The following is a 24894-nucleotide window of genomic DNA, read 5'->3' as shown; positions in this document are numbered from 1 at the left end:
GGGTGTTCGATGGGTTCGTTCAGGAGCGGTCTCGGGCGTCGCAACGGTTCGGTGCCGTCAGTCGTCCTCCGCGGTCGACGTCGCGGGGGGCTGTGACGCCCGTTCGGGTCCCGACGGCCCCCGATCGGGAGCGGCGAACCGCGTCCAGTAGACGAGGAGCGTCGGGAGGATGATCACGCTCGCGACGAGCGCGTATCCGATCGAGATCGCCGCGATGAGCCCGAAGTACTGCAGCGAGGGGAGAAAGGCGAACCCGAGGATGCCGAACCCGCCGGCCGTGGTTGCCGCGCTTCCAAGCAACGCACCGCCAGTCCCGGTCACCGTCCGTTCGAGGGCGTCACCGATCGTCCCGCCCCGCTCGAGTTCCCGGTGGTACCGTTCGCTCACGTGGACGCTGTAATCGATTCCGAGCCCGATCGTGAGACTCGCGATCATGCCGGTGATGTAGTTGAAGGGGATCTCGAGTAGCCACATCGTCCCGAGGACCCAACAGAGGGTCAGGAGGACGGGAATCAGTGTGACGAGTCCGAGCGTGGCTGATCCTGCCGTCCGGCGGGAGACGACCACCAGCAGACAGCCGACGACGGCGAGCGTAGCGAGCAGGCTCGTGACGATCGTTTCGACGATGGCCCGTTCCGTCTGATAGTTCAGTACGGTTCCCTGCCCGGTGACGGTGGCAGTCACCCCGTCACCGTCGACAGCCGTCGCGGCGGCTCGCGTTTCCGTCGTCACCGCCCCGTTGGAGGCGTCGCCGGCGGCCGTGACGATCAGTCGAAGCGCCTCGTACTCGCCCTCGTCGGTCCGGTGGATGACCGTCTCGGCGGTCGCGGAATCGGCGGCGAAGAACTCGTCATAAAGGGGTGCCAGTCTCGAGTTGGGAACCCCGTCGCCGTCCGTATCCGCATCGTGGAACGTCTCGTTGAACGATTCGTTCGTCGCGGCGACCGATTCCATCGCGGTAACTGGGCTCCGGATGGCGGGGGCGTCGTTCGGGAGTCGTGCGACTGTATCGCTCGTCGCCGCTTCCCGTCCGGCGGTATCGACCCGTTGTAACGTCTCCGAGTCGGTGATATCACCCGCGACGAGTATCTGTGCGCGCCTGTCCTGACGGACGAACTCCTCGTTGAGGGTTTCGATCGTCGGAGCCGCGGTGTACGTACGGGGGGCCACCGAATCGGGGAGTTCGTGGGTCCACTCGGGTTCGTCGGGCAGGAACGCGGCCGTGTCGAAGCTGGTGTCGACCTGCGTCCCGCCGTAGGCCCCACCCGCACTGAGGACGACTGCGACGACGAGAAGCGCCAGCGGTGCCCGATTGGCGATCCGCTTCCCGACCACGAGTACTGGACGGAGCCGGTCGCCCGTCCCGAGAGCGGATCGGCGACGGTCGATTCCTCGTGTCTCGAGGAAGTCGTCGATCGAGACGGTTACGGCTGGGACGAACAGACCGAACACCGCGAGCGCGGCGACGATCCCGATAGCGCAGACGATGCCGAACTCCCGAAGCGGACCGATCGGGCCCACGACGTTCGAGAGGAAGCCGACCGCCGTGGTCAGCGTCACGGTGACGAGTGCGACACCGACGCCGACGAGGCCGGCAGCCATCCCGGCGTCGGCGTCGAGCGTGCCGTCGGTTCGTTCCTCCCGATACCGCATGAGGAGGTGGATCGCGTAGTCGATCGACAACGCGATCAGGAGTACGGGAACCGGGACGAATACGAGGGCGAAATCGATACCGAGCCAGCCCATCGTGCCGAACGTCCAGACGAGGACGAGCACGATGCCGACGAGTCCGACGACGACGTCGATCGGATCCCGGTAAGCGATCGACAGGACCACGAGGACGAACGCGAACGCCAGCGGACCCACGACGGCGAGGCTGTCCGGAGCCGCCGATTCGATCTCGTCCGCGGTCATACCGTTGCCGAACACGGACGCCGATCCCTCGAGTTCCGCCTCGCCGATTTCGGCGATCGCTTGCTGGCCAGTGACGATCGATGCCGGGGCGCTGTCCACCGCGACGTACTCGCCCTCGGTATCCTGGACGACGGCGACGATCGTTCCCGACGCCGTCGGCTCGCCGGGTTCGTACGCGGTCGGCATGAGCGCGAACAGTTCGTCGCGACCCTCGTCCGCGCCGAGTACCCGTTCGATCGTCGCCGCGAGTTCGTCGTCGCTCATCGACTCCACGTGATCGATCTGGGCCGTGAGCGACGGCTCGAGGCCGTCGTCGAGAGCCGCCCGATCCGCCGCGAGCGCATCGTACTCGTCGCCGAGGACGCCACGCGTTCCCTGTCGATACGCCGTCTCGCGCTCGGACTCCGTCTCGGCTCGACGCAGCCGCTTGGCCGCCGTCTCGAACGTGTCGGCGTGGTCGTCGGTGAGTTCGACCGGCGTCCGTTCGTCGACGGCCTCGAACTCGGCTTCGATGGCAGCGTCCGGATCGGCTTCGAGGCGCTCGAGCGCTCCGGCGAGTTTCGCTTCGGTCGCGTTCAACTCGGCGGCCCGCGATTCGAGCTCCCTCGCACGGTCCTCGTGGATCGCCGTCGTCGCGATCGCGCTCGGAACGCTGACGATCGGGTCGTCGTCGACCAGCGTCCGGGAAACGCGGTCGTCGTCGTGGAGCGCCCGCTGGAACTCGAGGACGGAGACGAGGGACTCGCGCTCGAGGACGTTCCCGCTGTCCCCGTCCGCTTCGACGACCACTTGTGCCGTCGTCGTCTCGCCACCGCGCGTCGCGAAGTGTTCGTCGATGTACTCGAGTGTCTCGCGCTCGTCGGACTCGGTCCGGAACTCGTCCATCGCAGTGTCTTCCTCGATCGCGGTAGCTCCGGCACCGAGTCCGGCCGTGAGCAACAGTATCGCGACGAGAACGACCCGTCGATTCTCCGTGATCGCCGCTGCAATCGTCTCGGCGCTCATCGTGACCACGCCACCAACCGAACGTTCGGTATCATAGTTAACCGAACGTTCGGTCGGGTAGAAAAAGATGGGGGTTCGTTCCCGCGTCGAAACGGAGCGGCGAGCCCGCGGCCTTCTTGTATCGGTCGACCGAACAGTCGGTCAGGATGGACCAGGGAATGCTGCTGTTCGACGAGTCGGCCGGCGGGAAAGAAGCGATCTTCGCGGCTACCTACCGGACGCTCGAGGAAGACGGCTACGCCGACCTCTCGATCAGCCGCGTCGCCGACGAGGCGTCGGTGAGCAAGTCGACCATCTATCACCACTTCGAGAGCAAGGACGAGCTGTTACTCGAGTTCGCCAACTCGCTGCTCGTGACGTACGCCGACGAACTCATCTTCGAGACCGGGGAAAACGCCCTCGAGAGTCTCGACCGACTCCTCGATCTCGCCGTTCTGGGGGAGACGGCCGACGGTGACCGACTCGAGGACTACGCCTCGGAGACGATCGATCGCGTCATCCTCGAGTTGCGAACCCAGGCGGTTCACGATCCCGCCTATCGGGATCACTTCGACTCCTTCGATCGGATGGCCCGGAACCGACTCGCCGCCCTGATCGAAGCGGGTATCGAGGAGGGAACCGTTCGCGAGGTCGACCCCGACGCTGTCGCCGGGATGCTCTACCTCTGTATCGAGGGGGCGCTCCTCCTCGGCAGTACGACCGACGACGACGGGTGGATCGCGGGCGTTCGGACGCAACTCGATCACTATCTCGATGGGCTGGCTCGCGACGGCGTCGGCGACAAGTGAGGGTCGCGGGAACGACCGGACCGCTCGCCGTCTCCCCTGCCGACGTGCCGATCGACGGATCCCTCGAGACCGTCCCGTTCCACGGATGGGTGAACGAATCGACCGTCAGTATCTTGCCCGTTCACCACTACCTGTGGGACGATGACAGTCGACACTGTCGGTCGGTTCGAACGCGTACTCGAGGGACTCGACGTCGAACTCGAGCGCGTTTCGGCTGCCGATGCGACCGAGCGGATCGAAGCGATCGTCGAGGAGCCGGCCGTCGGTGCGCCGCTTCCCTTCGAGGGCGTCTCGCTTCCCGACGACGTGACGACCGGGCCGACGACTGCCCAACTCGAGGCAGCCCGGACGGGCGTTACGCCGGTTGGCTTCGCGATCGCGGAGTACGGAACGGTCGCCATCGAATCGACCGCCGACGGTGCTGAACCGATCAGTCTCTATCCGGACCGACACGTCGCGGTCGTCGCCGAAAGCGACGTCGTCCCGGATCTGAGTGCCGGCTTCACCCGTCTCGCCGACGGGTTCGACGCCGGCCGGGAGAGCGTCGTCTTCGCGACCGGCCGAAGTGCGACGGCCGACATGGGCGATCTCGTCCACGGCGTCCACGGCCCGGGTACCGTCCGCGTGATCGTCCTGGAGGATCGGTAGATGGCACAGCGCACGCGCTCCCAGCAGGCCGATCGCATCCGACACCTGCTCGAGACCGAAGGCGACGCGATCCACGCGCAGACGAGTGCCTCGAACGCGCGCCGCGGTGACGTCTACGACGCGACCGACGACCTCGAGGCGTTGCGAACCGACGCGCGAGCGATCAAGGAAGACGCCATCGACGATCTCCCCGAGCTGATCGAGACCGTTCGCGAGGCGGTCGAGGCAAACGGCGGTACCGTCTACGTCGCGGACGACGCCGCGGACGCGAACGCGTACGTGGCCGACGTGGTCGAGCAAAACGGGCCGACGGACGCTGTGGACGAGCCGTCGGTCGTCAAATCGAAGTCCATGACGACCGAGGAGATCGATCTCAACGACGCGCTCGAGGCCGACGGGATCGCGGTCACCGAGACCGACCTCGGCGAGTGGGTCCTGCAGGTCGCCGACGACACGCCCTCCCACATCGTCGGCCCGGCGATGCACCTCTCTCGAGCGGAGATCGCCGACCTGTTCAACGAGCGGTTCGATCCCGACGAGCCCTTCGAGACGGCCGGAGAACTGACCCGCTTCGCGCGTGACCACCTCGGCGAGATCATCACGGATGCCGACGTCGGAATCACCGGCGCGAACTTCGTCGTCGCCGACAGCGGGACGATCACGCTGGTCACGAACGAGGGCAACGCCCGCAAGTGTGCGGTCACGCCCGACACGCACGTCGCGATCGCGGGCGTCGAGAAGCTGATCCCGACGCTGTCGGACCTCAAGCCGTTCGTCGATCTCATCGCCAAGAGCGCGACGGGCCAGCCGATCTCCCAGTACGTGACGATGCTCACGCCGCCGACTGACTCCCCGACGCTGGAGTTCGATTCGCCGGATGAGCCGATTACGGCTGGCGGGGGCGGGGGAGCGGCGGGCGCAACCGGGGACCCGGACCGCGAGTTCCACCTCGTCTTGCTCGATAACGGCCGCATGGACATGCGCGAGGACGACCAGCTCCGGGAGACGCTGTACTGCATTCGCTGTGGTGCCTGCTCGAACTCCTGTGCGAACTTCCAGTCCGTCGGCGGCCACGGCTTCGGCGGCGAGACCTATTCGGGCGGCATCGCCACCGGCTGGGAGGCCGGCGTCCACGGCCAGGACTCCGCAGCCGAGTTCAACGACCTCTGTACCGGCTGTACGAACTGCGTGGACGCCTGCCCGGTGAAGATCGACATCCCGTGGATCAACACCGTCGTCAGGGATCGGGTCAACCGCAGCGACGAGCCCGAGGCCTACGACTTCCTCGTCGACGGCCTCACGCCCGACGAGGAAACGGGCGGGCTCGACCCCGGCAAGCGCTTTTTCGGCAACATCGGCACCGTCGCGAAGGCCGCCAGCGCGACCGCGCCGGTCTCGAACTGGCTGGCCGACGCCGGCCCCGTCCGCGCAGCGCTCGAGCGAACCCTCGGTATCGATCGCCGGCGCGACCTCCCGACCTTCCGGCGGGAATCGCTCGTCGACTGGTTCGAGAAGCGAGGTGGCTTCGCCGCCTCGAGCAGACGGGCGGACCAAGCCGCGGCTCGGGGCGGCGGGGCCGACGTCGACCGCGAGGTCGTCCTCTATCCGGATGTCTACACGAACTACGTCGACACCGAGCGCGGGAAGGCAGCCGTCCGCACGCTCGAGGCGCTGGGCGTCCCGGTCCGCGTGCCGGACCTCCCCGAGAGCGGACGAGCGGCTCTTTCCCAGGGGATGATCGCGACGGCGGACCGGCAGGCGAGTCGGGTCTACGCCGCGCTGGCCGAGGACCTCGACGCCGGCCGGGACGTGGTCGTCATCGAACCCTCGGATCTGGCGGCCATGCATCGCGAGTACGAACGCCTGCTGCCCGAGAGCTCGTCCGAGCGCCTCCGGGAGGGCAGCTACGAGATCTGCGAGTACGTCTACGGGCTCCTCGAGAACGGTGCCGACCCGTCGGCGCTGTCGACCGGCGACGGCGCGGAGCCGGTCGCCTATCACTCCCACTGCCAGCAACGCACGCTCGATCTCGAGGCACCGACCGTCGCCGTCCTCGAGCGGTGTGGCTACGCACCCACGACCTCCGACGCCGAGTGTTGTGGCATGGCCGGCTCCTTCGGTTACAAGCGAGAGTATTACGAACTCAGTATGGACGTCGGCGAACGACTGGCTGGGCAACTCGAGGGCGCGGACACGGTCGTCGCCTCCGGAACCTCCTGTGGCGACCAGCTCGAGACGCTGCTCGAGCGGGACGTGCCACATCCGATCGAGTTGCTCACGCCCGGTAGCTATCGGGCGTAACGACCGTCTTTCAACGCGATAGGGGTTCGAGGCCGACTCGAACTGTGTGAACGACCACCAGGATTTTCACTGCGCCCGTCCTCCGTTCGAGCATGAGCGAGCACGTCACCGAACAGCGACACGGCCACTACATCGGCGGCGAGTGGACGGACGGGCCCAGCGCGGGCGGCCGTCCCGCGAGCGGTCGGACGGAGTCCGCCGAGAGCGACTCCTTCGAGAGCGAGAACCCCGCAACCGGCGAGACGCTGGCGACGTTCGAGCGCGGGACGGCGGCCGACGTCGACGCGGCTCTCGAGGCCGCAACGGACGCCTTCGAGGAGTGGCGCGCACTGTCGTATATCGACCGTGCGGAGTACCTCTGGGAGATCTACCACGAACTGCGTGACCGCCACGAGGAGTTAGGAGAGATCGTCTCGAAGGAGTGTGGCAAGGAGATTTCGGAAGGGAAAGCCGACGTCACCGAGGCCTGGCACATGGTCGAGTGGGCGGCCGGCAACGCGCGCCATCCCCACGGCGACGTAGTCCCCTCCGAGGTCGCGGGGAAGGACTCCTCTATGCGGCGCAAACCCCGCGGCGTCGTCGGCTGTATCACGCCCTGGAACTTCCCGGTCGCGATCCCCTTCTGGCATATGGCCATCGCCCTGGTCGAGGGCAACACCGTCGTCTGGAAACCGGCCGAGCAGACGCCCTGGTGTGGCCAGATCATCGCCGAGATGTTCGAGGACGCCGGAATCCCGGAGGGTGTCTTCAACATGGTACAGGGCTTTGGCGACGCCGGCGCGGCGATCACCGACGACGACCGAGTCGATACGGTCCTGTTTACCGGCTCCGCGGAGGTCGGCCACGAGATCGCCGGCAAAGTCGGCGGCGAGCCCGGCAAACTCGCGGCCTGCGAGATGGGCGGCAAGAACGGGATCGTCGTCACCGGGGAGGCGGACCTGGACATCGCCGTCCACTCGGCAGTCATGTCGAGCTTCAAGACGACGGGGCAGCGCTGCGTCTCGAGCGAGCGCCTGATCGTCCACGAGGACGTCTACGACGAGTTCAAAGCCCGCTTCGTCGACATCGCCGAGGGGATCGCAGTCGGCGATCCGCTCGAGGAAGACACCTTCATGGGGCCGGTCATCGAGGCCGACCACGTCGAGAAGATCCGAGGGTACAACGACCTCGCCCGCGAGGAGGGCGCGACCGTGCTGGTCGATCGGTTCGACCTCGCGGACGAGGAGGTTCCCGACGGCTACGCGGACGGCCACTGGGTCGGCCCGTTCGTCTACGAAATCGACTACGAATCCGACCTGCGGTGTCTGAACGAGGAGTGTTTCGGCCCCCACGTCGCGCTCATCGAATATTCGGGCGACATCGAGAACGCGGTCGAGATCCACAACGACACCCCCTACGGGCTGGCGGGGGCGATCATCTCGGAGGACTACCGCCAGATCAACTACTTCCGGGACCACGCCGACCTCGGCCTCGCGTACGCGAACCTGCCGTGTATCGGTGCCGAAGTGCAGTTACCCTTCGGCGGCGTCAAGAAGTCCGGCAACGGCTACCCGAGCGCTCGGGAGGCCATCGAAGCCGTCACCGAACGCACCGCGTGGACGATGAACAATTCGACGGACATCGAGATGGCCCAGGGACTCTCGGCCGACATCAAGACGTCCGAGGACTGACACCAGTCGGCGAGACCCGGCGAACCCACGCACGGTTCCGGCGGATCGCTGTCGCATCGTCAGCACTGCCCTGGCATCGTTCCAGCGCCTATAGTAACGACTGCAACGATTTCCACACTGATCGCACTGCTGTCGTGCGATCGGGTGTGCAGTGACTTGCAGTGGCTACTATATTACCATAAGCAATGCCTATCGCTCTCAGTGTTCATTGGTAAACGAACCGCTTATCCGACGATTCGTGGAAGGGGCGAGTACATGAAGGCAGTCGTTCTCGCCGCAGGTCAGGGGACACGGATGCGACCGCTGTCGGAATCGGTTCCGAAGCCGATGCTTCCGGTCGCCGATCGACCGCTCGTGGCGCACACCGTCGACGCGGCCATCGATGCCGGGGCCGAGGAGATCGTCCTCGTCATCGGCTACGAGGGCGAGACGGTCCGGGACTACTTCGGTCCCGAGTATCGAGGCGTGTCCGTCTCCTATGCGCTCCAGGACGAACAGGCCGGGACAGCCGACGCGGTCAACGCCGCTCGAGACCACCTCGAGGGTCCCTTCGCCGTCCTGAACGGTGACAACCTCTACGACCGGGCCGCGATCGACCGGTTGTTCGATGCGTGCCCGGCCGTCTGTGCGATCGAAGTCGCCGAGCCGAGCAATTACGGCGTGCTCAGTACCGACGGAAGCGGTGAGGGCTGCGTAACGGGGATCACCGAAAAACCCGACGACCCGCCGACGAACCTGGCCAACGCCGGGGCCTACGCGTTCCCGGCCGCGGCCCGCGAGTGGCTCGACGTTCCGGCGAGCGAGCGGGGCGAACACGAGATCACCGACGTCGTCGCGCGGGTGATCGACGAGTACGAGACGACGCCGATCACCCTCGAGCGGTGGCTCGATGTCGGCCGCCCCTGGGAGTTACTCGAGGCCAACGAGTGGAAACTCGCCGACCTCGACCGGCGGATCGACGGCGACGTGAGCGAGGACGCGACCCTCGAGGGGGCGGTCGTCGTCGAGGACGGCGCGACGGTCGAACCCGGCGTCGTGATCGAAGGGCCGGCGCTGATCCGCGAGGGAGCGTCGGTCGGACCCAACGCCTACGTGCGTGGTGCGACGCTGATCGAGCCCGATGCGGAAGTGGGTCACGCCGTCGAAATCAAGAACAGCGTGATTTCGCGCGGGACCTCGGTCAGCCACCTCTCCTACGTCGGCGACAGCGTCCTCGGGCGAGACGTCAACCTCGGCGCGGGGACGAACGTGGCGAACCTCAGACACGACGACGCCGATATCCGGTTCACGGTCAAGGGCGAGCGCGTCTCGACGGGGCGACGGAAGTTCGGCGTCGTCGCCGGCGACGGGGTCAAGACCGGTATCAACACGAGTCTGACGCCGGGCCTGAAACTCGAGACCGGGGCGACTACCCGTCCCGGCGAAACCGTCGAGCGGGATCGGTAACTACCGGCTCGGTCGACGAAAGCGCCTCGAGGCGGTTTCAACGTCTCCCTCGGCGGCATCGCCATCCGGCTCCGTGATCGGTCTTCCGGAACGCAGGAATTATTTTTGTACTGAAATGATCGCAAATTCACGATTTGTACACGTTACCGGGTACGTGTACGCTTTTCCGGTAGCCGTTGCTCCAGGAACATGATTTATATCGCATTAGTTGTAGTAGCTTCCCGATATGTCGACGGCGACTGTTCGCGGAACGATCAGGGGAATGGGACAGCGGGCGAATCCGGCCTTCGCCGTGGCCGTCGTATTGCTGCCGTTGGCTGCGCTCGGCTACGCGGTGACGGTCGCGACGGTACAGGGGCACACCTACGTCCACGTGATGGCTGGGGTCCTCTGGACGGGGATCGATGTCTTCATGGGTGCCGTTCTCGGCCCGGTCGTCGGCGGCCTCGACGACGAACAGAGTTCGGCAGTGTTCCAGCGGCTCACGCCCAAGACGGCGTTCCTCCTGCCGTCGCTGGCGTTCGTCACGATCGGGGGTGGCATCACGCTCGCCCAGCGGATCGGCATCTTCCCCCACGCCGAATCGTGGCTGGCGCTGTTCACCGCGGTGAACCTGATTCCGATCCTCCTGTTGCTGGGCTGGCGATTGAACGCGTGGGGCGACCGGCGCTGGCAGGTCCCCTTCGCCCTCGCCACGGTCGGCTCGCTGGCCTGGGTCGCGCTCACGATCGACGAGTTCGCGATGACCGAGCCCACGGTCGCCGTCGCGCTCGGCATCGTCACGGTCCTCTCGGTCCAGGGCTTTGGCTTCCTGTTGCCCGGGGAGCTTCGGATGTACCGGGAGATGCGCTCGGCCGACCCCGATCCGTCGCTCATCGCCACCATCGGCCAGCAGAACGCGATGCTCGGCGGTGTGCAGGGCGTCTTCCAACTCCTCTTGATCCTCGATATGGTCTATCTCCGTTACGGCGGTTTCCCGTTCTGACTCGAGGACTCCGAGACGGTTCCGCCCGCCCCATCACGATCGGTCGCAGCTACTCGAGACGGATGGTCAACCGGTATGCGGTGGCGCGCGCCGTGGCGCGGTGAACGACTGTGAGCCGCGGCTCGAAGCCGCGCGAGGTCGTCGCGAGCGAAGCGAGTGACGGTTCGGAAGACGCAAAGCGTCTGCCGTCGGGCGTGAGCGAATCGGTTGGGGAGGGTGTGGCGATTCCGTGTTGCCACGAGAGCACCACACTCGTCTCCGTTGAGATCATGTCACACCCGCGACTGTTCCATTCGTACAACTGGTCGAACTGTTGCCACAGTCCGCTCGGACGAACTCCACTTCGCGGACGGGGCCGTGTGATCCGGATCCGGGTCAGCGAATCCCAGGTTCGAAACGGCTCTCGAACGAGTTACAGCGAGCGCGTCAGCTACAGCGAGAGCGCGAGTGACAGCGAGAGCGCGAGTGACAACGAGAGCGATCGTGAAAGGTGGGACGAGGAGACGGGTGCGGGCGTGGATGCTCGGTTCCCGGGAACCGAGCGCGCGACGGGCCGGAGCGACGCGCAATGCCGGAGTAGACGTGAAAAGCGTCCGTGCCGGCAACCGTAGGGAAGACGCGCCGAAATAAAAAATCAGCGGTCGCAACCGCCCGGTGATACGTCCTCACCTGCCAGTGTCACTGGGGAGTCAGTACCGACGATCCCGCAACGCCGGGAACTCCTCGCGGACGTCGGCGACCGTTTCGGGGTCGATCTCGGTCGTCACCAGCGCCGGCTCGTCGCCGCTCGAGGCCAGCGAGACTCCCCAGGGGTCGTAGACGCTCGAGCGACCCAGCAGCGTGGCGTCGTCGAACTCCCCGGAGCCGTTGATCGTCGCCACGTAGGCCTGATTCTCGATCGCGCGGGCTCGCGAGAGGGTCATCCAGTGTTCGATACGCGGGTAGGGCCACGCGCTCGGGACGAGCACCAGTTCGACGCCGCCGTCGATCAGCTGTCGGTAGAGTTCGGGGAATCGCAGGTCGTAACAGGTCGTCACGCCGACGGTGAACTCGCCGACCGTCGCCGTCTCGAGGCGTTCGCCTGGGACGAGCAGCTCGGATTCGGCCGACTCGTAGCCAAAGAGGTGGTGTTTTCGGTAGACGAGTCGGCACTCGCCGTCGGCGTCGAACAGCGCGGCGGTGTTCGCCAGACCGTCGTCGGCCGGCGTCTCGACGGTTTCGGTCGCGGCCAGGTCCTCGACGATGCTGCCCGCGAGGACGGCGATCCCGTGTTCGGCCGCCGCCTTCCGAAGCCGGGTGAACGTCTCGCCCGCGAACGGCTCCGCGTTGCGCGCGTAGAGGTCGAACGCGAAGTAGCCCACGTTGAACAGTTCCGGCAAGGCGACCAGCTCCGCGCCGCGGTCGGCGGCTTGCGACACCGCAGCGAGCGCCCGATCGACGTTCGCGTCGACCGCACCCGCTTCCACGCGGATCTGTGCGAGCGCGAGCGTGAGCGACCCGCTGCCACCGGCGTCAGCGCCGTCGACGTCCGTCGTCTCAGTCATGGTCTCAGTGTGGCCACTCAACTACGTTACTGTGTCGTCTGTAGATCCCGCTCGAGTGCCCGCCGGAGGTTCTCGAGTTCGGAATCGAGATTCCGCTTGAAGAACTTCTCGACGCCCGGCAGTTTGCCGTCGACGACGAAGTGGTTCTCGAGGGACACGCCGGCGTCGGTGTCGACGATTTCGTGTTCGCCGGTGACCTTGAGCACTTTCGATTTGCCGACGAACTTGACGTACTCCGGCGGTCTGCGCGTCACGTCTTCGGTTTTTACCGTCACCGTCTTCCGGACGAGTGGAATGGGAAGTTTCACGTGCCAGGTGACGCGTCGTCCATCGGGATCGTCGACGGAATACTCCTGGACGACGCTGATCGCTCGAGCACGGTTTTCGGGATCGGCGATGAACTCCCAGACCCGTTCGGGTGATGCCGCGACGTCGAACGACCGGTCGACCCGTACAGTCATGCCAGTACGTGAGCGATTGTCGGATAAAAAGACCGTGGACCGCGGGCGGCCGTTCGTCAACTGATCGTGACTTTCCAGGTGGTCGACCGGGCGCGGCCCCACTTCTCGATATCGACTTCGTCTGCCTTCTCCGCGAGATGGGGGAGCCGAACGCCGACCTGTTTCGACGAGAGTCCGATCGCGTCCGCGATGTTTTTCGCCCGGAAGTACTGCTCGCCGCGGGCGGCGCTCTCGCGGAGGTACGAGATGATTCGCTGCTCTTCGTCGGAATAGTCGGTCATCGTCCGTAAGGCAGTCTAGGTGGTCGTTGGTCTTAACTCTTGACGGCCGATTCCGATCCCCCGAATCGGTTCGTCGTTCGATCGACGATGCCACCCGGCGTCAGTTCCCGTAGAGGTGGATGCCCACGATCGCCAGCGAGCTAAAGAGGACGGCCCCAGCGAATCCCCACGCAGCCGTCACGTCGGGCGCGCCAGCGTACATTACCAGTGCGCCGATCACCGCGAGGGCACCCAGTGCGAGCGCCAGTCCAACGCCCTTGTCCGTCGTCTCGGATTCCGTAGCCATGCTCGGGCGTTGTGCGTGGGGTCTCTTAACTTCACTCATTCCATCGAACGCGTCCGCCTGCTCGCGGCGAGGGACTACTTGATCGTCGTGTGTTCGGACTCCTCGTTGAGCGCGAGGTTCGCGGCGATTTCGGCGTTTCGCATCGCGTACTGGGCCGTCTGCTGGAGGCTGACGAGCACTTCACGGACTCGCAGCAGGTCCTCGTTGTCCATCTCGGGGAGCCCCGAGAGGATCTCCTGCTCGAGATCGGAGATGTCGTGGAACAGCTCGCGAACTTCGTTCGATTTGTTGTAATCACGCTCGACGGCCGCCTCGACGGCCCTGGACGTGATCTCGTCGACCAGTTCGTTCAGCTCTCGAATCTCGCGCATCACGGAGCTGTCGACGTTGAGCGAGTGGCCCTCGGTCTCGATGACGATCTCGGCGATGTCCTCGCCGTTGTCGGCGGTCAGTTCGAGGTTCTTCGCGATCGAGCGGTAACCGATCAGCGGGAAGCCGGTGTTGAGGCCGACGGCACGCGCGAGGTTCGGGTTCTGGTAGGCCGTAAAGATCAGCCGCAAGAGGAGGACGAAGATCTTGTTCGCCTGTCGCTCCCGGTTCAGGGCGCGCTGGGCGAGATCGGGATTGCCGTGGGCCAGTGCCTTGATCCCTTCACCGCGCATCGTCTGGCCGGTCCGCTCGAGGCGCTCGAGCAAATTGTCGAGCGTGAAGTCCTCGGGGTCGACCGAGCACCGAATCGAGATGCTCTCGGGGGTCTCCTCGATGACGCCCAGCCCCATCAGTTGCGTTTCGGCCTGATAGACCGCGTTGATGTGGTCGGACTCGAGGGCACCGTCCTCGCGTTCGATGCGGATGATTCGACGTCCGAGGACGTACTGAGCGACGATCGCACGTTCGACGGCGCCGGCGTCGAGATCGTCGGTGTGGATGATCGCTTCCGTCTCCTCCGTACTCGCGGATTCGGGCATGACCGTCAGGGTTCCCTTGCCGCTGGTCCGAAGCGATACCTCGTCGCCTTTTTCGACGGCGTGTTCGGACGCCCACTCTGCGGGAAGCGTCATCGCAAGTGTCGACGGACCGAGCCGTTGCACTTTTCGCGTTTCCATGGGACACCCTAGGATCGACCAGGCCTTAATCTTGACTATATGGTCATTATCTATAGTCGAATCGTTATATGGTTGATTTCAGCACGCCCTTCTACCCGTTACCTTATATAATAGCGTACAACGGGTCGTCCCTCGACGCGACGGAGACCGAAACCCGTCCCAACCGTCGACTCGCGAGTGGACCCGGCCGATCGCTCGAGTGGTTCCACTCGTAAGGTCAGGCCCGGACCGCCACTAGACGACGTTCACGAGCCGAGTCGTAAACCGGCCGATCCGGACCTGCACCCATCCCCGAAGGCTCTCGTTGACCTCCTCGTCGTCGGTATCGACGCGCAACGAGTCGATGTCGTCGAGTTTCTCGCCGCTGGCGACGACCGTGATCTCGTCGGCCCGTCGAATGACCTGCGGGGATATCTGGTGGTTTCCGCGACCGAAAACGAATCCCTGGCCGCCGATCGGCGAAACGACGATCGTGACCGGATCCGTAAGTACTTCGAGGATCCCCGTCTCGGCGGCGTCACGGGCGAGCAACTCGCCGCGCTGTGAGCGTGAGTCGGTGCCGTCTCCGCCGTCGTCGCCGGTCCGAGCGCGCCAGACGTCGACGCCGAGCGGCGAGGGTTCGATACCCAGTTCCTCCTCGATCGCGCCGACGGTGCTACCGGGGCCGAACACGTAGGTTCGTCCGGGTTCGACCTCGCGGGCGAACCCCGCGGCCAGCGAGTCGACGCTCCCACTCGAGACCTGCTTGCCCGACTGAACATCCGGCGCGACGGGGACCGGAACGATGGCTTTGAGTTCCGTCCGGACCGTTCCTTCGCGGTAGGCGTCCTCGTCGATGTCGTTGACCTCTCGGTTCTCGACGCGGTCGAATTCGGCGGCGATCCGGCCCGCGTCGGCCGGCGTCACGCCGAAGACCGACGAGTAGATCTTGACCCCCGCCGGCACGCCGAGCATCGGCGTCTCGCTCCCATCGGCCTCGAGCACTTCGGCGACGTCGACGGCGGTCCCGTCGCCGCCGACGAAGAAGACGAGGTCGACGTCGCGCTCGAGGAGCGCTCGAACGGCCCTTCGGGTGTCGGCCGCAGTCGTCTCCGCGGTCGTCGGATCGTCGACACGTCCCGGCTCGCCCGCTGGGGACTCACTGGTCGCGTCCGCCGGATCGTAGACGATCTCGGGCTCGTAGCCGGCATCCCGCGCTGCGCGTTCACCCATCACGCCGGCGGCCGTGAAAACGGCGATATCGGGTGCGCGCCGGTGTAACGATCGCAGGGCATCGCGCGCCCGATCCGGCGCTCGCGGCTTGGCACCCCGGCGGCGTGCCTCCTCGACGTTCCCGTCGGTCCCCTTCAGCCCGACCCGCCCCCCCATCCCCGCGATCGGGTTGACCACGACGCCGATGGACTCCATAGCGGGGATGGGGACGCCAATCGGAAAGCCGTATCGCAGACGGATCGCCGGTTCCGTCGTCGGGGAGTCACGCGCCGCCCGCAACTCGAAACCGGTCGGGAGACCGGATCGGTTTCTGAAAGGTTAAGGGGGATGCGAACCGATCGCCGATCATGTCCACACTGATCGAGGCAGCTATTCTCACGACGGAAACGGAACCGGTGTTGCCGATGCAACTCGTCGGCTGGGGCACGCTCGCCCTGAGCCTGTTGGTGACGATCGCCTGGGTCGTCTCCTTCTATCGCTGAAGGTCCCTCGTTCGATCACGGGGATTCGACCTGGTCACGGAGCCACGCGGCCGCATCCGTGACCGTCGCCTCGTCGCCCGCCTCGAGTTCGATCCGGACTGACTCGCCCGGATAACTCCCCACCGAAACGTCGAACCGATCGCGGAGTTCGGCGATCCGGTCGAGCAAGGCACTCTCGGGTTCGTCGGCCACGACGGCTTCCCGGTAGGTCGGCGTCCCCGTGAACTCGTCCTCGATCGACTCGAACATCGCCTTCATTTCGGCGGGAACGCCGGGAAGCACGTAGATACCCTCGAGGGCCGCGCCGGGGGCGACGCCCGCATCGTTGTGGAGTGCGCGCGCGCCAGCCGGGAGCTCGGCCGTCCCGGACGCGAGGTCGCCACGGCTGTAGCCGTCCGCCTCGAGCCAGGCGAGCGCATCGTCGTGTTCCTCGACCGACCGGCCGAGCGCGGCCGCGACGCCGTCCATGGTGACGTCGTCGTGAGTCGGTCCGAGACCGCCCGTGACGATGACGGCGTCGTACTCGGCGCGGTATTCGTTGACGACGCGAGCGATGTCGCCGACGCGATCGGGAAGCGTGGTCACGCGCTCGACGGTGACGCCGCGCTCGGCGAGTCGTTCACAGAGCCACGTGGCGTTCGTGTCCGTCGTTCGTCCCGCGAGCAGTTCGTCTCCGATCGTCACGACCGCGACGTTCATACCGACTCGTTCGGTCCGAGACCTCAAATGCGTCTCGCCCTCGTTGGCCGCTGTCGCCGCCGCATCGGTTTCTCAGGGGCCACACCCAGTGGAAGTTTCGCCCTCGGTCGTCGCGACTATCGAATTGTATGATACTCACGACAACCACAAGATTCAATCTTGATAATTAGTAACGGGGAGAGTATGTCTCGGAGTCGGACAGAACGGAACGAGGTGGATTCGGCCGTGGTCCTCTCTGCGCTGGGGAGCAAATATAGCGCCGAGATCCTCTGTGCAGCCGGAACGCCGAAATCCGCGCAGGCACTGAGCGAAGATATCGAGATTCCGATCGCGACCTGCTATCGCCGGATCGAAGAACTCGTCGATGCTGGGTTGTTGACCTGCGAAGGGCGACAACTGTCCGAGGAGGGGCGTCGAACGAACATCTACCGACGAACCCTCGACGAGATCGAGATCGATTTCTCGGACGACGAGCCCTCGTTCTCGCGGAAACACCGGACGGAGGCGAAAAACAGGTTACAGGACCAACTCGAGGACTGACGACGGGAAGCCCCGCTGCTGCTCCGATCCGACCGGTGAGACGTCCTCCATTTGCGATCGAAACCGGGCGGCTATCCTTCGATCCCGATTCGAATCCCCAGATACGGCCCGTTGGAACTCACCGTGTGAGAGCATCGGTTCCCCCTCGGAATCCTGCAGTCTCTCGCCGGCGGCCGCCTTTTTGACTCGGTCCCCGATCACGACACCGCAGTAAACGTAGCCGACTGAAAAGTGGGTGCTCGATCCGACTCGGTGGGACGAAACGACGTGGTCGATGTCGCAGGGCCGATCATCCACCTTTAAGTATTCTCGAGGGAATATCGAAGTATGACTGAACGCATAGGGCATCGTGCGGCCGGCGGAGACGTCGACGCGGCTGGCGTCGACGGAGCGGTCGTCGGGACCCGGCGTGTCCTCACCGTTGGCCACGACCGGCCGATACGGATCAGCGCCGGGCACCGGATTCAACACCACGACGGCAAGTGCTCGCGACCCCACGGCCACAACTACGAGGTCGCCGTCACTGTCACGGGCGAGCTGACGGCGGAGGGGTGGATCGCGGACAAAGGAGATATTACTGACGTGATATCAGAGTGGGATCACATGTTCCTACTCGAGGCCGGCGACCCGCTCGTCGAAGCCTTCGAGGCAGCCGGCGACGACGACGGCGTCGTCGTGCTCGAGCACCCACCGACGGCAGAGGTGATGAGCGTGCTCCTGGAGCGCAAACTCGAGGCGGCGCTGCCCGAGACCGTCACCGATGTCGCCGTCCGGGTCAGCGAGACGAGCGAACTCTGCGGCGGGAGCGAGATCTGAGATGCCGGTTTCCGACTCCGTCGACCTCGAGTCCGCGGCCGATTCCGGGACCGCAGCCGAGACCGGGAGCGAGGGGAGACCCGCCGGACTGCCAATCAACGAGTTGTTCTACTCCCTGCAGGGTGAGGGAACCCTCGCCGGCGTGCCGTCAGTGTTCGTCCGCACGAGCGGCTGTAACCTCCGGTGTTGGTTCTGCGATTCCTATCACACCTCCTGGGAACCGACTCACGCGTGGCTGGACCTCGAGGAAATCCTCGCCGAGATCGACGCTCACGACGCCGATCACGTCGTTCTCACCGGCGGGGAACCCCTGCTCCACGAGGAGAGCGTTGCCTTGCTCGAGGCCCTCGACGACCGGGGCTACCACACGACCGTCGAGACCAACGGCACGATCTACCGGGACGCACCGATCGATCTCGCCTCCGTGAGCCCGAAGTTAGCGAGCAGCACCCCGACGCCGGAGCGCGATCCGGACGGCGAGGGCGAATGGGCGGAGCGCCACGAGCGCGACCGGATCGACATGGACGCGCTCGCTCGGCTGGTCGCGGAGTACGACGTCCAACTGAAGTTCGTCGTGACCGACGCCGAGGACATGCCGGAGATCCTCGACCTGCTCGCGGACCTCCGCGCCGCCGCCGACGTCCCGGTCCCCGATGACGACGTCCTGTTGATGCCCGAAGGGGCGACCCGGGAGCGTCTCGCGGAGACTCGCGATCGAGTCGCCGAACTGGCGATGGAGCATGGCTTCCGGTACACGCCGCGACTGCACGTCGACCTCTGGAACGACGCGCCCGAAACGTAACCACCACTCGAGCTACGATGACCGATACCACCACAACCACCGCGTCTGCGACCGACGAACCGACCGCCAAACGCGCCGTCGTCCTCCTGTCGGGCGGGATGGACAGCGCCACCGCCGCCGCCGAGGCCCGCAAGCAGGGCTACGAGATCTATTGCCTCCACACCTCCTACGGCCAGCGGACCGAAAACCGCGAACACGAGTGTGCCCGCCGACTCGCTGACCACTTCGATGCGGCCGATTTCCTGCGGGTCGAGACGGGACACCTCTCGGCGATCGGTGCCTCGAGCCTCACCGACGAGGAACTGAACGTCGCGGACGCCGACCTCGAGAGCGACGAAATTCCCACCTCGTACGTTCCCTTCCGGAACGCGAACCTGCTCTCGATGGCCGTCGCGTACGCCGAAGCCAACGACTGCGAGGCGGTCTTTATCGGCGCACACAGCGAGGACTTTTCGGGGTATCCCGACTGCCGTCCCGAGTTCTTCGAGGCCTTCGAGCGGGTGGTCGACGTCGGCACGAAACCCGAGACGGAGATCGCGATCGAAGCGCCCTTCGTCGAGTGGTCGAAGACCGACATCGCCGAACACGGCGTCGAACTCGAGGTCCCCTACGAGCACACCTGGAGTTGCTACCGCGAGAACGAGCCCGCGTGTGGGACCTGCGATGCCTGTGCGTTCCGACTCCAGGCGTTCCGGAACGTCGGCGTCCGCGATCCGATCGAGTACGCCCAGCGGCCGTCGTACGTCGGAGAGACCGGCGGCGAATAACGGGCCGATCGGCGATCGTCCCAGCCACACAAAACGATTTTTACCCGACATATCCTATCGGACGACGATGAGCAGGCCCGGCCTCGAGTGGTTCCGTGACGACGACGGGTGGACGATGCCCGACGGACGCCGCGGCGAGTTCGTCGGTATCTGCTGTTGGCTCCCCGTTTTCGCCTTCCTCGCGACGCGAGAAACGAGCATCCCAGCGCCGACGGCGTATCCGGTCGCGGCGTCCCTCGGGGTGCTCTGTGGCTTCGTGTACGCCGTGTACTGGCGGGATCGGTTGTACTCGCTCGTTCCGGAGGGAGTCCGTACCGTCGTCGTCAGTGGGCTGTTCGGTAGTGGAATCGGCCTCACCCTGCTTCGGATCGTCCACTTCGCGGAACCGACGGTTCTGTTCCTCCTCGTGGCAGGGGTCACGATCCTCGGGATCTATGGCACGTGGCTGCTCTCTCCGCTGCACGACGGCCTCGAGCCGCCGCCGCGAGGCGTCGAGCCGCCGTCGTCGCTCGAGCCGCGCCACCGGCGCGCTGAAGCGAGGGAGTGACACGTCCCAGGTGGGCTACCACGCCCGCTCGAGGATACCGTCGATCTCCGCGACGGTCGGCTCCAGGCCCGGCGGTGCGTTCGCCATGAACGCGTCGTTCAGGATCGCGTCCGCGACCGCGGCGAACTCGTCGGGTTCGGGACCGTCGACGTCCCGCAAGCGCGACGGGAGTCCGAGCCCGTCCCGGATCTCGGTCACCGCCTCGACGACTGCGGCGGCCTGATCCGTGGCGTCCCCGACCCCGAGCGCGTCGGCGAGCGCCCCCGCTCGTGCGTCGACGCCGTCCTGCTCGAAGCAGTACTCGAGGACGTGGGGGACGACGATCCCGTGGGCGGCCCCCTGCTGAACCTCGCCCGTGCGTGTGAGTCCGTGGCCGAAGGCGTGCACGATCGACAGCGTGGTCTCACCGGGACGGGAGATGCCGTACTGAACGAGGACGGTCCCTTCGAGGATCCGCTCGAGGGTCTCGAGGTCGCGACTCCCGTCGCCGAACGCCCGGAGACCGTCCGCGAGCGTCTCGAGTCCGTCGCTGGCCGTCGCGTCGGTCACCGGCGTCGCGTTGGCCGTGTAGAGCGTCTCGACTCCCTTGTCGAAGCCGTTCATCGCCGAGCCGGCGAGCACCGGGTCCGGCGTGGTCGCGACCAGTTCGGGGTCGTAGAACGCGGCCGTGGGCATCAATTCGGGATCGGAAATGCCGCCACCGATCTCCTCGTCGAGCCCCGAGTCCGGTCCGGCAGTGACGCCGGCCACCGTCGAGAGGTCGGCACCGGCCAGCGTCGTCGGAATCGACACGATCGGGAGCAGTCCCTCGTCGGGAACCGTAATCGTTCCCGTCTCGACGACCTCGTCGGCCACGTCTCGGGCCGATCGATCGCTCGCCGCGAGCACGCTGATCACCCTCGCGACGTCGAGACTGCTGCCACCGCCGAGACTGACGAGCACATCCCCGTCGTCGTCTCTCAGGCGCTCGCGACCGTCGACGGCCGTTGCGAGCCGTTTCTTTGGCGTCGTCTCGTCGAAGACCCCGGCCAGCCGATCGCCGAGGCCTCGCGTGACCGGCTCGATCACCGCGGGCGTGGTCCCGACGGTCGAGCCACAGACGACCAGGGCTCGCTCGAGCCCCTGCGCCGCGAGTTCGGTCTCGAGGGCGTCGACGCAGTCGGTGCCAAATCGGATCGTCGCGGGGTCGTATTCGAATCGGAATGACGGATCGCGGTCGCTCGCTCGGGTCATGGCGTCCCTTCGGGCCGATCGGTGTTAAAACGGCGCACAGCGGTCAGCCGTTCGCGTCGAGTCCGGTATCCTCGGCCGACGCGAACGAGCCACAGGCCTTTCTCGAGGGCGTCCGTATCGACGAGCATGTACGATTCGATTCTGGTTGCGACCGACGGGAGCGAGGCCGCTGGGACGGCAGTCGACCACGCGATCGAACTCGCGAAGCGATTCGACGCGCCGCTGTACGGGATCGCAGTCGTCGACGAACGGACTGCCTACGACACGGGTATCGTCGACCCCGAAGAGGCCCACCGCCACCTCGAGGAGCGCGCGGCGGAGTGGCTCGAGGCCCTCGAAGCGACGGCAACGGCAGCCGACGTCCCCGTCGAGACGGCGGTTCGGTCCGGCGTTCCACACGAGGAGATCCTCGACTACGCCGGCGAGCGGGACGTGGATGCGCTCGTCCTCGGGTCCCGGGGGCGCTCGTCGTTCAAGGGAGCGTTGCTCGGGAGTACCGTCGACAGGGTCGTCAGGACCACGGACCGTCCGGTGTTGGTCGTCGGCTAGGGCGGCGGTTGGCCCGCGTTCGGATACCGCGCGACGACGGGCCCACCGCGAGTGAGCCCCGGTGTCGGAGGGAGAACATTTACCCTTCCTGTCGTGTGATATGATCGTATGTCACTACTCGTTCCGTTCGATGGCTCGGAGTTGGCAACGCACGCACTCGAGCGGGCGTCGATGTTCGGCGACCTGCTCGACGAGGAAGTCGTCGTCCTGACGGTGATCCCGGACGATGCCGACTACGCGCGCGACCGGGGCTGGATCGCTCACGGCGAGCCGTTCGACGCGGAGGCGATCGCCGAGGGGATCGAGAGTCGCGCCCGGGAGGTTACCCCGTCGGCGACGTTCCGGACCGAACGGGTCAGTTCCGACGAACCGACCGCGACGTCGACGACGGAGACCGTCCGCGAGATCCGCCGGGTCGCCGCCGACGTCGACGCGTCGGTGGTCTTTATCGGCTCGGAGAACGCGGGCTCGGTGATCGCACCGCAGTCGAGCGTCGGCAGTCCGGTCGCGAACGACCAGCGCTACGACGTCTACGTCGTGCGTCGTCCCGGTACCGACCCGGATTCCGAGGAAATCTCGGATATCGATTCGACGAACGAGCTGTAGCCGGGCGACCCGAGCCGAATCAGGATACTGTCACTGCCCCCAGGGATGGCGGTTCGGAGGAACGTTTATTCCTCTGACTCACCACGGTTCGGACGAGACATGGTCGATCGGAACGGGTGGGACCGAGATGCATCCGAACCTATCGGGTCCACCCACACCCCGTCCGACTCGTTCGTCGAACAGGCGAACGTCTCGGATTCGGGGATCTACGACGAGTTCGAGGCGAACTGGCCCGGCTGCTGGGAGCGAGCGACCGATCTCCTCTCGTGGGACGAGCCCTACGAGACCGTCCTCGAGGACGACGACGCCCCGTTCTATCGGTGGTTCCCGGACGGACGACTTAACGCCGCCTACAACTGTCTGGATCGCCACCTCGAGTCGGGCCGGAAAAACCACGCCGCGATCCGCTGGGAGGGCAAACAGGGCGAGCGCCGGACCTACACCTACCGCGATCTCTACGTCGAGGTCAACGAGTTCGCGGCGGCACTGCGGGACCGCGGCGTCGAGGAAGACGACGTCGTGACGATCTACCTGCCGATGATCCCCGAGTTGCCGATCGCGATGCTTGCGTGTGCCCGGATCGGCGCGCCCCACAGCGTCGTCTTCGCCGGGCTTTCCGCGGACGCGCTGGCGACGCGGATGGACGCCGCCGACAGCGAGTATCTGGTCACCTGCGACGGCTACTACCGCAGGGGCGACGCGTTCAATCAGAAGAGCAAGGCCGACAACGCCCGCATCGCCCTCGAGCAGGACGTCCGGACGGTCGTGGTCGATCGGCTCGGGGACGACCTGCCCCACGTCCTCGGCGAAAACGAATGGGATTATCACGACCTCCGCGACGAGTTCGCGGGCGAAACCGTCGATCCGGTCTCGCGGGATGCCGAGGACATGCTGTTCCTGATGTATACGTCCGGGACGACCGGCAAGCCAAAGGGCGTCGTCCACGCGACGGGGGGGTACCTCTCCCACGTCGCGTGGACGAGCCACGCGGTCCTCGATATCAAACCCGAGGACACCTACTGGTGTGCGGCCGACATCGGCTGGATTACGGGCCACTCGTATATCGTCTACGGCCCGCTCGCACTCGGGACGACGACGGTGATGTACGAGGGGACCCCCGACTACCCCGACCGGGACCGGCTCTGGGAGATCGTCGACCGGAACGCCGTCGATATCTTCTACACCGCACCGACGGCGATCCGTGCGTTCATGAAGTGGGGATCGGACTACCCCGACCGTCACGACCTCTCATCGTTGCGTCTGTTGGGGACCGTCGGCGAGCCGATCAGTCCCCGTCCCTGGAACTGGTACCGTGAACACATCGGCGGGAACTGTCCGGTCGTCGACACCTGGTGGCAGACCGAGACCGGCGCAGTGACGATCTCGACGCTGCCGGGGATCGACGAGATGAAGCCCGGCTCCGCGGGCCCGCCGCTGCCCGGGATCGATGCCCGAATCGTCGACGAGGCGGGCGAGGAGGTCGATCCCGGCCGGACCGGCTATCTCACGATCGACCGCCCGTGGCCGGGGATGGCCCGGACGCTGTACGACAACGACGAGCGCTTCGCCACCGAGTACTGGCAGCGGTTTTCCGATCCCGACGCAGGGGAGTGGCGCTACTTCAGCGGCGATACCGCTCGGATCGACGACGACGGCTACATCACCGTCCTCGGTCGGGTCGACGACGTGATCAACGTCTCCGGTCACCGGCTGGGAACCATGGAAATCGAGAGCGCGATCGCCGACGTAGACGGCGTCGCCGAAGCCGCCGTCGTCGGCCGCTCGAGCGAAACCGGCGACACGGAAATCTACGCGTACGTGAGTACGAAAAGCGGCCAGGACGACGATGCGACGATTCGGCGGGCGATCCGCGACAACATCGAATCCGCGATCGGGCCAATCGCACGGCCGGCGACGGTAATATTCACGTCGGAGCTCCCGAAGACCCGGTCGGGCAAGATCATGCGTCGCCTGCTCGAGGACGTGGCCAACGGCGAAGAGCTGGGCGACACGAGCGCGCTCCGGAATCCGGAAATCGTCGGCGAAATTCAGGCCGCGATCGGCGAGGAGGGAGGCGGCGGCTCGTCGGGTTGAGATTTCGCTCATTCTACGGTCCCGAAACGGTCCACCTCCCGATAACCTCCGCGTTGGTGAGAATCGTCCGCGAATGCCGATTACGGGCGATAGAATTATGTTCGAGTCGTTA

At 65.9% G+C, this 24894-nt stretch carries 24 protein-coding genes; 15 read left to right on the top strand and 9 right to left on the bottom strand.

Going from position 1 to position 24894, the window contains the following annotated elements:
* Positions 1-57: 57 nt before the first annotated feature.
* Complete coding sequence (locus CP557_RS10600) at positions 58-2919, bottom strand: efflux RND transporter permease subunit (RefSeq protein WP_143825065.1); 2862 nt, start codon at positions 2917-2919, stop codon at positions 58-60.
* Positions 2920-3065: 146 nt separating this feature from the next.
* Between CP557_RS10600 and CP557_RS10595 the strand changes: the two genes are divergently transcribed.
* From CP557_RS10595 to CP557_RS10570, 6 genes are all read left to right on the top strand, one after another.
* A complete protein-coding gene (locus tag CP557_RS10595) occupies positions 3066-3707 on the top strand; it encodes a TetR/AcrR family transcriptional regulator (protein ID WP_097379874.1) in 642 nt (213 codons plus the stop codon).
* Between the two features lie 141 nt (positions 3708-3848).
* On the top strand, positions 3849-4355 hold the full coding sequence (locus tag CP557_RS10590; RefSeq protein WP_097379873.1) for an LUD domain-containing protein: 507 nt from the start codon (positions 3849-3851) through the stop codon (positions 4353-4355).
* Positions 4356-6656, top strand: a complete 2301-nt coding sequence (locus CP557_RS10585) for an LUD domain-containing protein (RefSeq protein WP_097379872.1) — start codon at positions 4356-4358, stop codon at positions 6654-6656.
* 92 nt (positions 6657-6748) lie between these two features.
* The gene (locus tag CP557_RS10580) at positions 6749-8326 is read left to right on the top strand and encodes an aldehyde dehydrogenase family protein (protein ID WP_097379871.1); all 1578 of its coding nucleotides are present in this window, start codon (positions 6749-6751) and stop codon (positions 8324-8326) included.
* Positions 8327-8581: 255 nt separating this feature from the next.
* Entirely contained in the window at positions 8582-9772 is a 1191-nt protein-coding gene (glmU, locus tag CP557_RS10575; RefSeq protein ID WP_097379870.1) for a bifunctional sugar-1-phosphate nucleotidylyltransferase/acetyltransferase, read from the top strand.
* A 262-nt stretch (positions 9773-10034) separates the two neighbouring features.
* Entirely contained in the window at positions 10035-10757 is a 723-nt protein-coding gene (locus CP557_RS10570) for a hypothetical protein (RefSeq protein WP_097379869.1), read from the top strand.
* Between the two features lie 689 nt (positions 10758-11446).
* Here CP557_RS10570 and CP557_RS10560 read toward each other — a convergent pair.
* From CP557_RS10560 to CP557_RS10535, 6 genes are all read right to left on the bottom strand, one after another.
* Positions 11447-12301, bottom strand: a complete 855-nt coding sequence (locus CP557_RS10560; RefSeq protein WP_097379867.1) for a carbon-nitrogen family hydrolase — start codon at positions 12299-12301, stop codon at positions 11447-11449.
* 26 nt (positions 12302-12327) lie between these two features.
* Complete coding sequence (locus tag CP557_RS10555) at positions 12328-12762, bottom strand: SRPBCC family protein (protein ID WP_097379866.1); 435 nt, start codon at positions 12760-12762, stop codon at positions 12328-12330.
* Between the two features lie 56 nt (positions 12763-12818).
* Positions 12819-13043, bottom strand: a complete 225-nt coding sequence (locus tag CP557_RS10550; RefSeq protein ID WP_097379865.1) for a DUF7123 family protein — start codon at positions 13041-13043, stop codon at positions 12819-12821.
* Between the two features lie 100 nt (positions 13044-13143).
* Positions 13144-13329, bottom strand: coding sequence for a DUF7525 family protein (locus CP557_RS10545; RefSeq protein ID WP_097379864.1), 186 nt, complete (start codon positions 13327-13329; stop codon positions 13144-13146).
* A 74-nt stretch (positions 13330-13403) separates the two neighbouring features.
* Complete coding sequence (locus CP557_RS10540; protein WP_097379863.1) at positions 13404-14435, bottom strand: phosphate signaling complex PhoU family protein; 1032 nt, start codon at positions 14433-14435, stop codon at positions 13404-13406.
* A gap of 234 nt (positions 14436-14669) precedes the next feature.
* Positions 14670-15842: an ATP-NAD kinase family protein gene (locus CP557_RS10535; RefSeq protein WP_097379862.1), complete on the bottom strand. Its 1173-nt coding sequence runs from the start codon at positions 15840-15842 to the stop codon at positions 14670-14672.
* A gap of 152 nt (positions 15843-15994) precedes the next feature.
* Between CP557_RS10535 and CP557_RS23275 the strand changes: the two genes are divergently transcribed.
* On the top strand, positions 15995-16129 hold the full coding sequence (locus CP557_RS23275) for a hypothetical protein (RefSeq protein WP_281255557.1): 135 nt from the start codon (positions 15995-15997) through the stop codon (positions 16127-16129).
* Between the two features lie 15 nt (positions 16130-16144).
* Here the strand turns inward: CP557_RS23275 and CP557_RS10530 are convergent, their stop codons facing one another.
* Positions 16145-16828 carry a competence/damage-inducible protein A gene (locus CP557_RS10530; protein WP_097379861.1) on the bottom strand — a complete coding sequence of 228 codons (684 nt, stop codon included), beginning with the start codon at positions 16826-16828 and terminating at the stop codon, positions 16145-16147.
* A 183-nt stretch (positions 16829-17011) separates the two neighbouring features.
* Here CP557_RS10530 and CP557_RS10525 point away from each other — a divergent pair, with 183 nt between their 5' ends.
* The 5 genes from CP557_RS10525 to CP557_RS10500 all read left to right on the top strand — a co-directional run bounded on the left by CP557_RS10525 (position 17012) and on the right by CP557_RS10500 (position 20300).
* Complete coding sequence (locus CP557_RS10525; protein WP_097379860.1) at positions 17012-17368, top strand: winged helix-turn-helix domain-containing protein; 357 nt, start codon at positions 17012-17014, stop codon at positions 17366-17368.
* A gap of 327 nt (positions 17369-17695) precedes the next feature.
* Positions 17696-18184 (top strand): 6-pyruvoyl trahydropterin synthase family protein, encoded by a 489-nt coding sequence (locus CP557_RS10515; RefSeq protein ID WP_097379858.1) that lies wholly within the window; start codon positions 17696-17698, stop codon positions 18182-18184.
* A gap of 1 nt (position 18185) precedes the next feature.
* Positions 18186-18986: a 7-carboxy-7-deazaguanine synthase QueE gene (locus CP557_RS10510; RefSeq protein WP_097379857.1), complete on the top strand. Its 801-nt coding sequence runs from the start codon at positions 18186-18188 to the stop codon at positions 18984-18986.
* Between the two features lie 17 nt (positions 18987-19003).
* On the top strand, positions 19004-19753 hold the full coding sequence (gene queC, locus CP557_RS10505; protein ID WP_097379856.1) for a 7-cyano-7-deazaguanine synthase QueC: 750 nt from the start codon (positions 19004-19006) through the stop codon (positions 19751-19753).
* Positions 19754-19820: 67 nt separating this feature from the next.
* Entirely contained in the window at positions 19821-20300 is a 480-nt protein-coding gene (locus tag CP557_RS10500) for a hypothetical protein (RefSeq protein WP_097379855.1), read from the top strand.
* 15 nt (positions 20301-20315) lie between these two features.
* Here CP557_RS10500 and CP557_RS10495 read toward each other — a convergent pair whose 3' ends face one another.
* A complete protein-coding gene (locus CP557_RS10495) occupies positions 20316-21533 on the bottom strand; it encodes an iron-containing alcohol dehydrogenase family protein (protein WP_097379854.1) in 1218 nt (405 codons plus the stop codon).
* Positions 21534-21659: 126 nt separating this feature from the next.
* Between CP557_RS10495 and CP557_RS10490 the strand changes: the two genes are divergently transcribed.
* From CP557_RS10490 to acs, 3 genes are all read left to right on the top strand, one after another.
* Positions 21660-22082 (top strand): universal stress protein, encoded by a 423-nt coding sequence (locus CP557_RS10490; protein ID WP_097379853.1) that lies wholly within the window; start codon positions 21660-21662, stop codon positions 22080-22082.
* Positions 22083-22190: 108 nt separating this feature from the next.
* Positions 22191-22688 carry a universal stress protein gene (locus tag CP557_RS10485; protein WP_097379852.1) on the top strand — a complete coding sequence of 166 codons (498 nt, stop codon included), beginning with the start codon at positions 22191-22193 and terminating at the stop codon, positions 22686-22688.
* Between the two features lie 99 nt (positions 22689-22787).
* Positions 22788-24782 (top strand): acetate--CoA ligase, encoded by a 1995-nt coding sequence (acs, locus tag CP557_RS10480; RefSeq protein ID WP_097379851.1) that lies wholly within the window; start codon positions 22788-22790, stop codon positions 24780-24782.
* Positions 24783-24894 lie beyond the last annotated feature (112 nt).

Origin of the sequence: Natrinema ejinorense (assembly GCF_002494345.1) — an archaeon.
Taxonomy (GTDB): domain Archaea; phylum Halobacteriota; class Halobacteria; order Halobacteriales; family Natrialbaceae; genus Natrinema; species Natrinema longum.
Note: the sequence above shows the minus strand (reverse complement) of the source record. Positions and strands in the feature narration are given on the sequence as shown.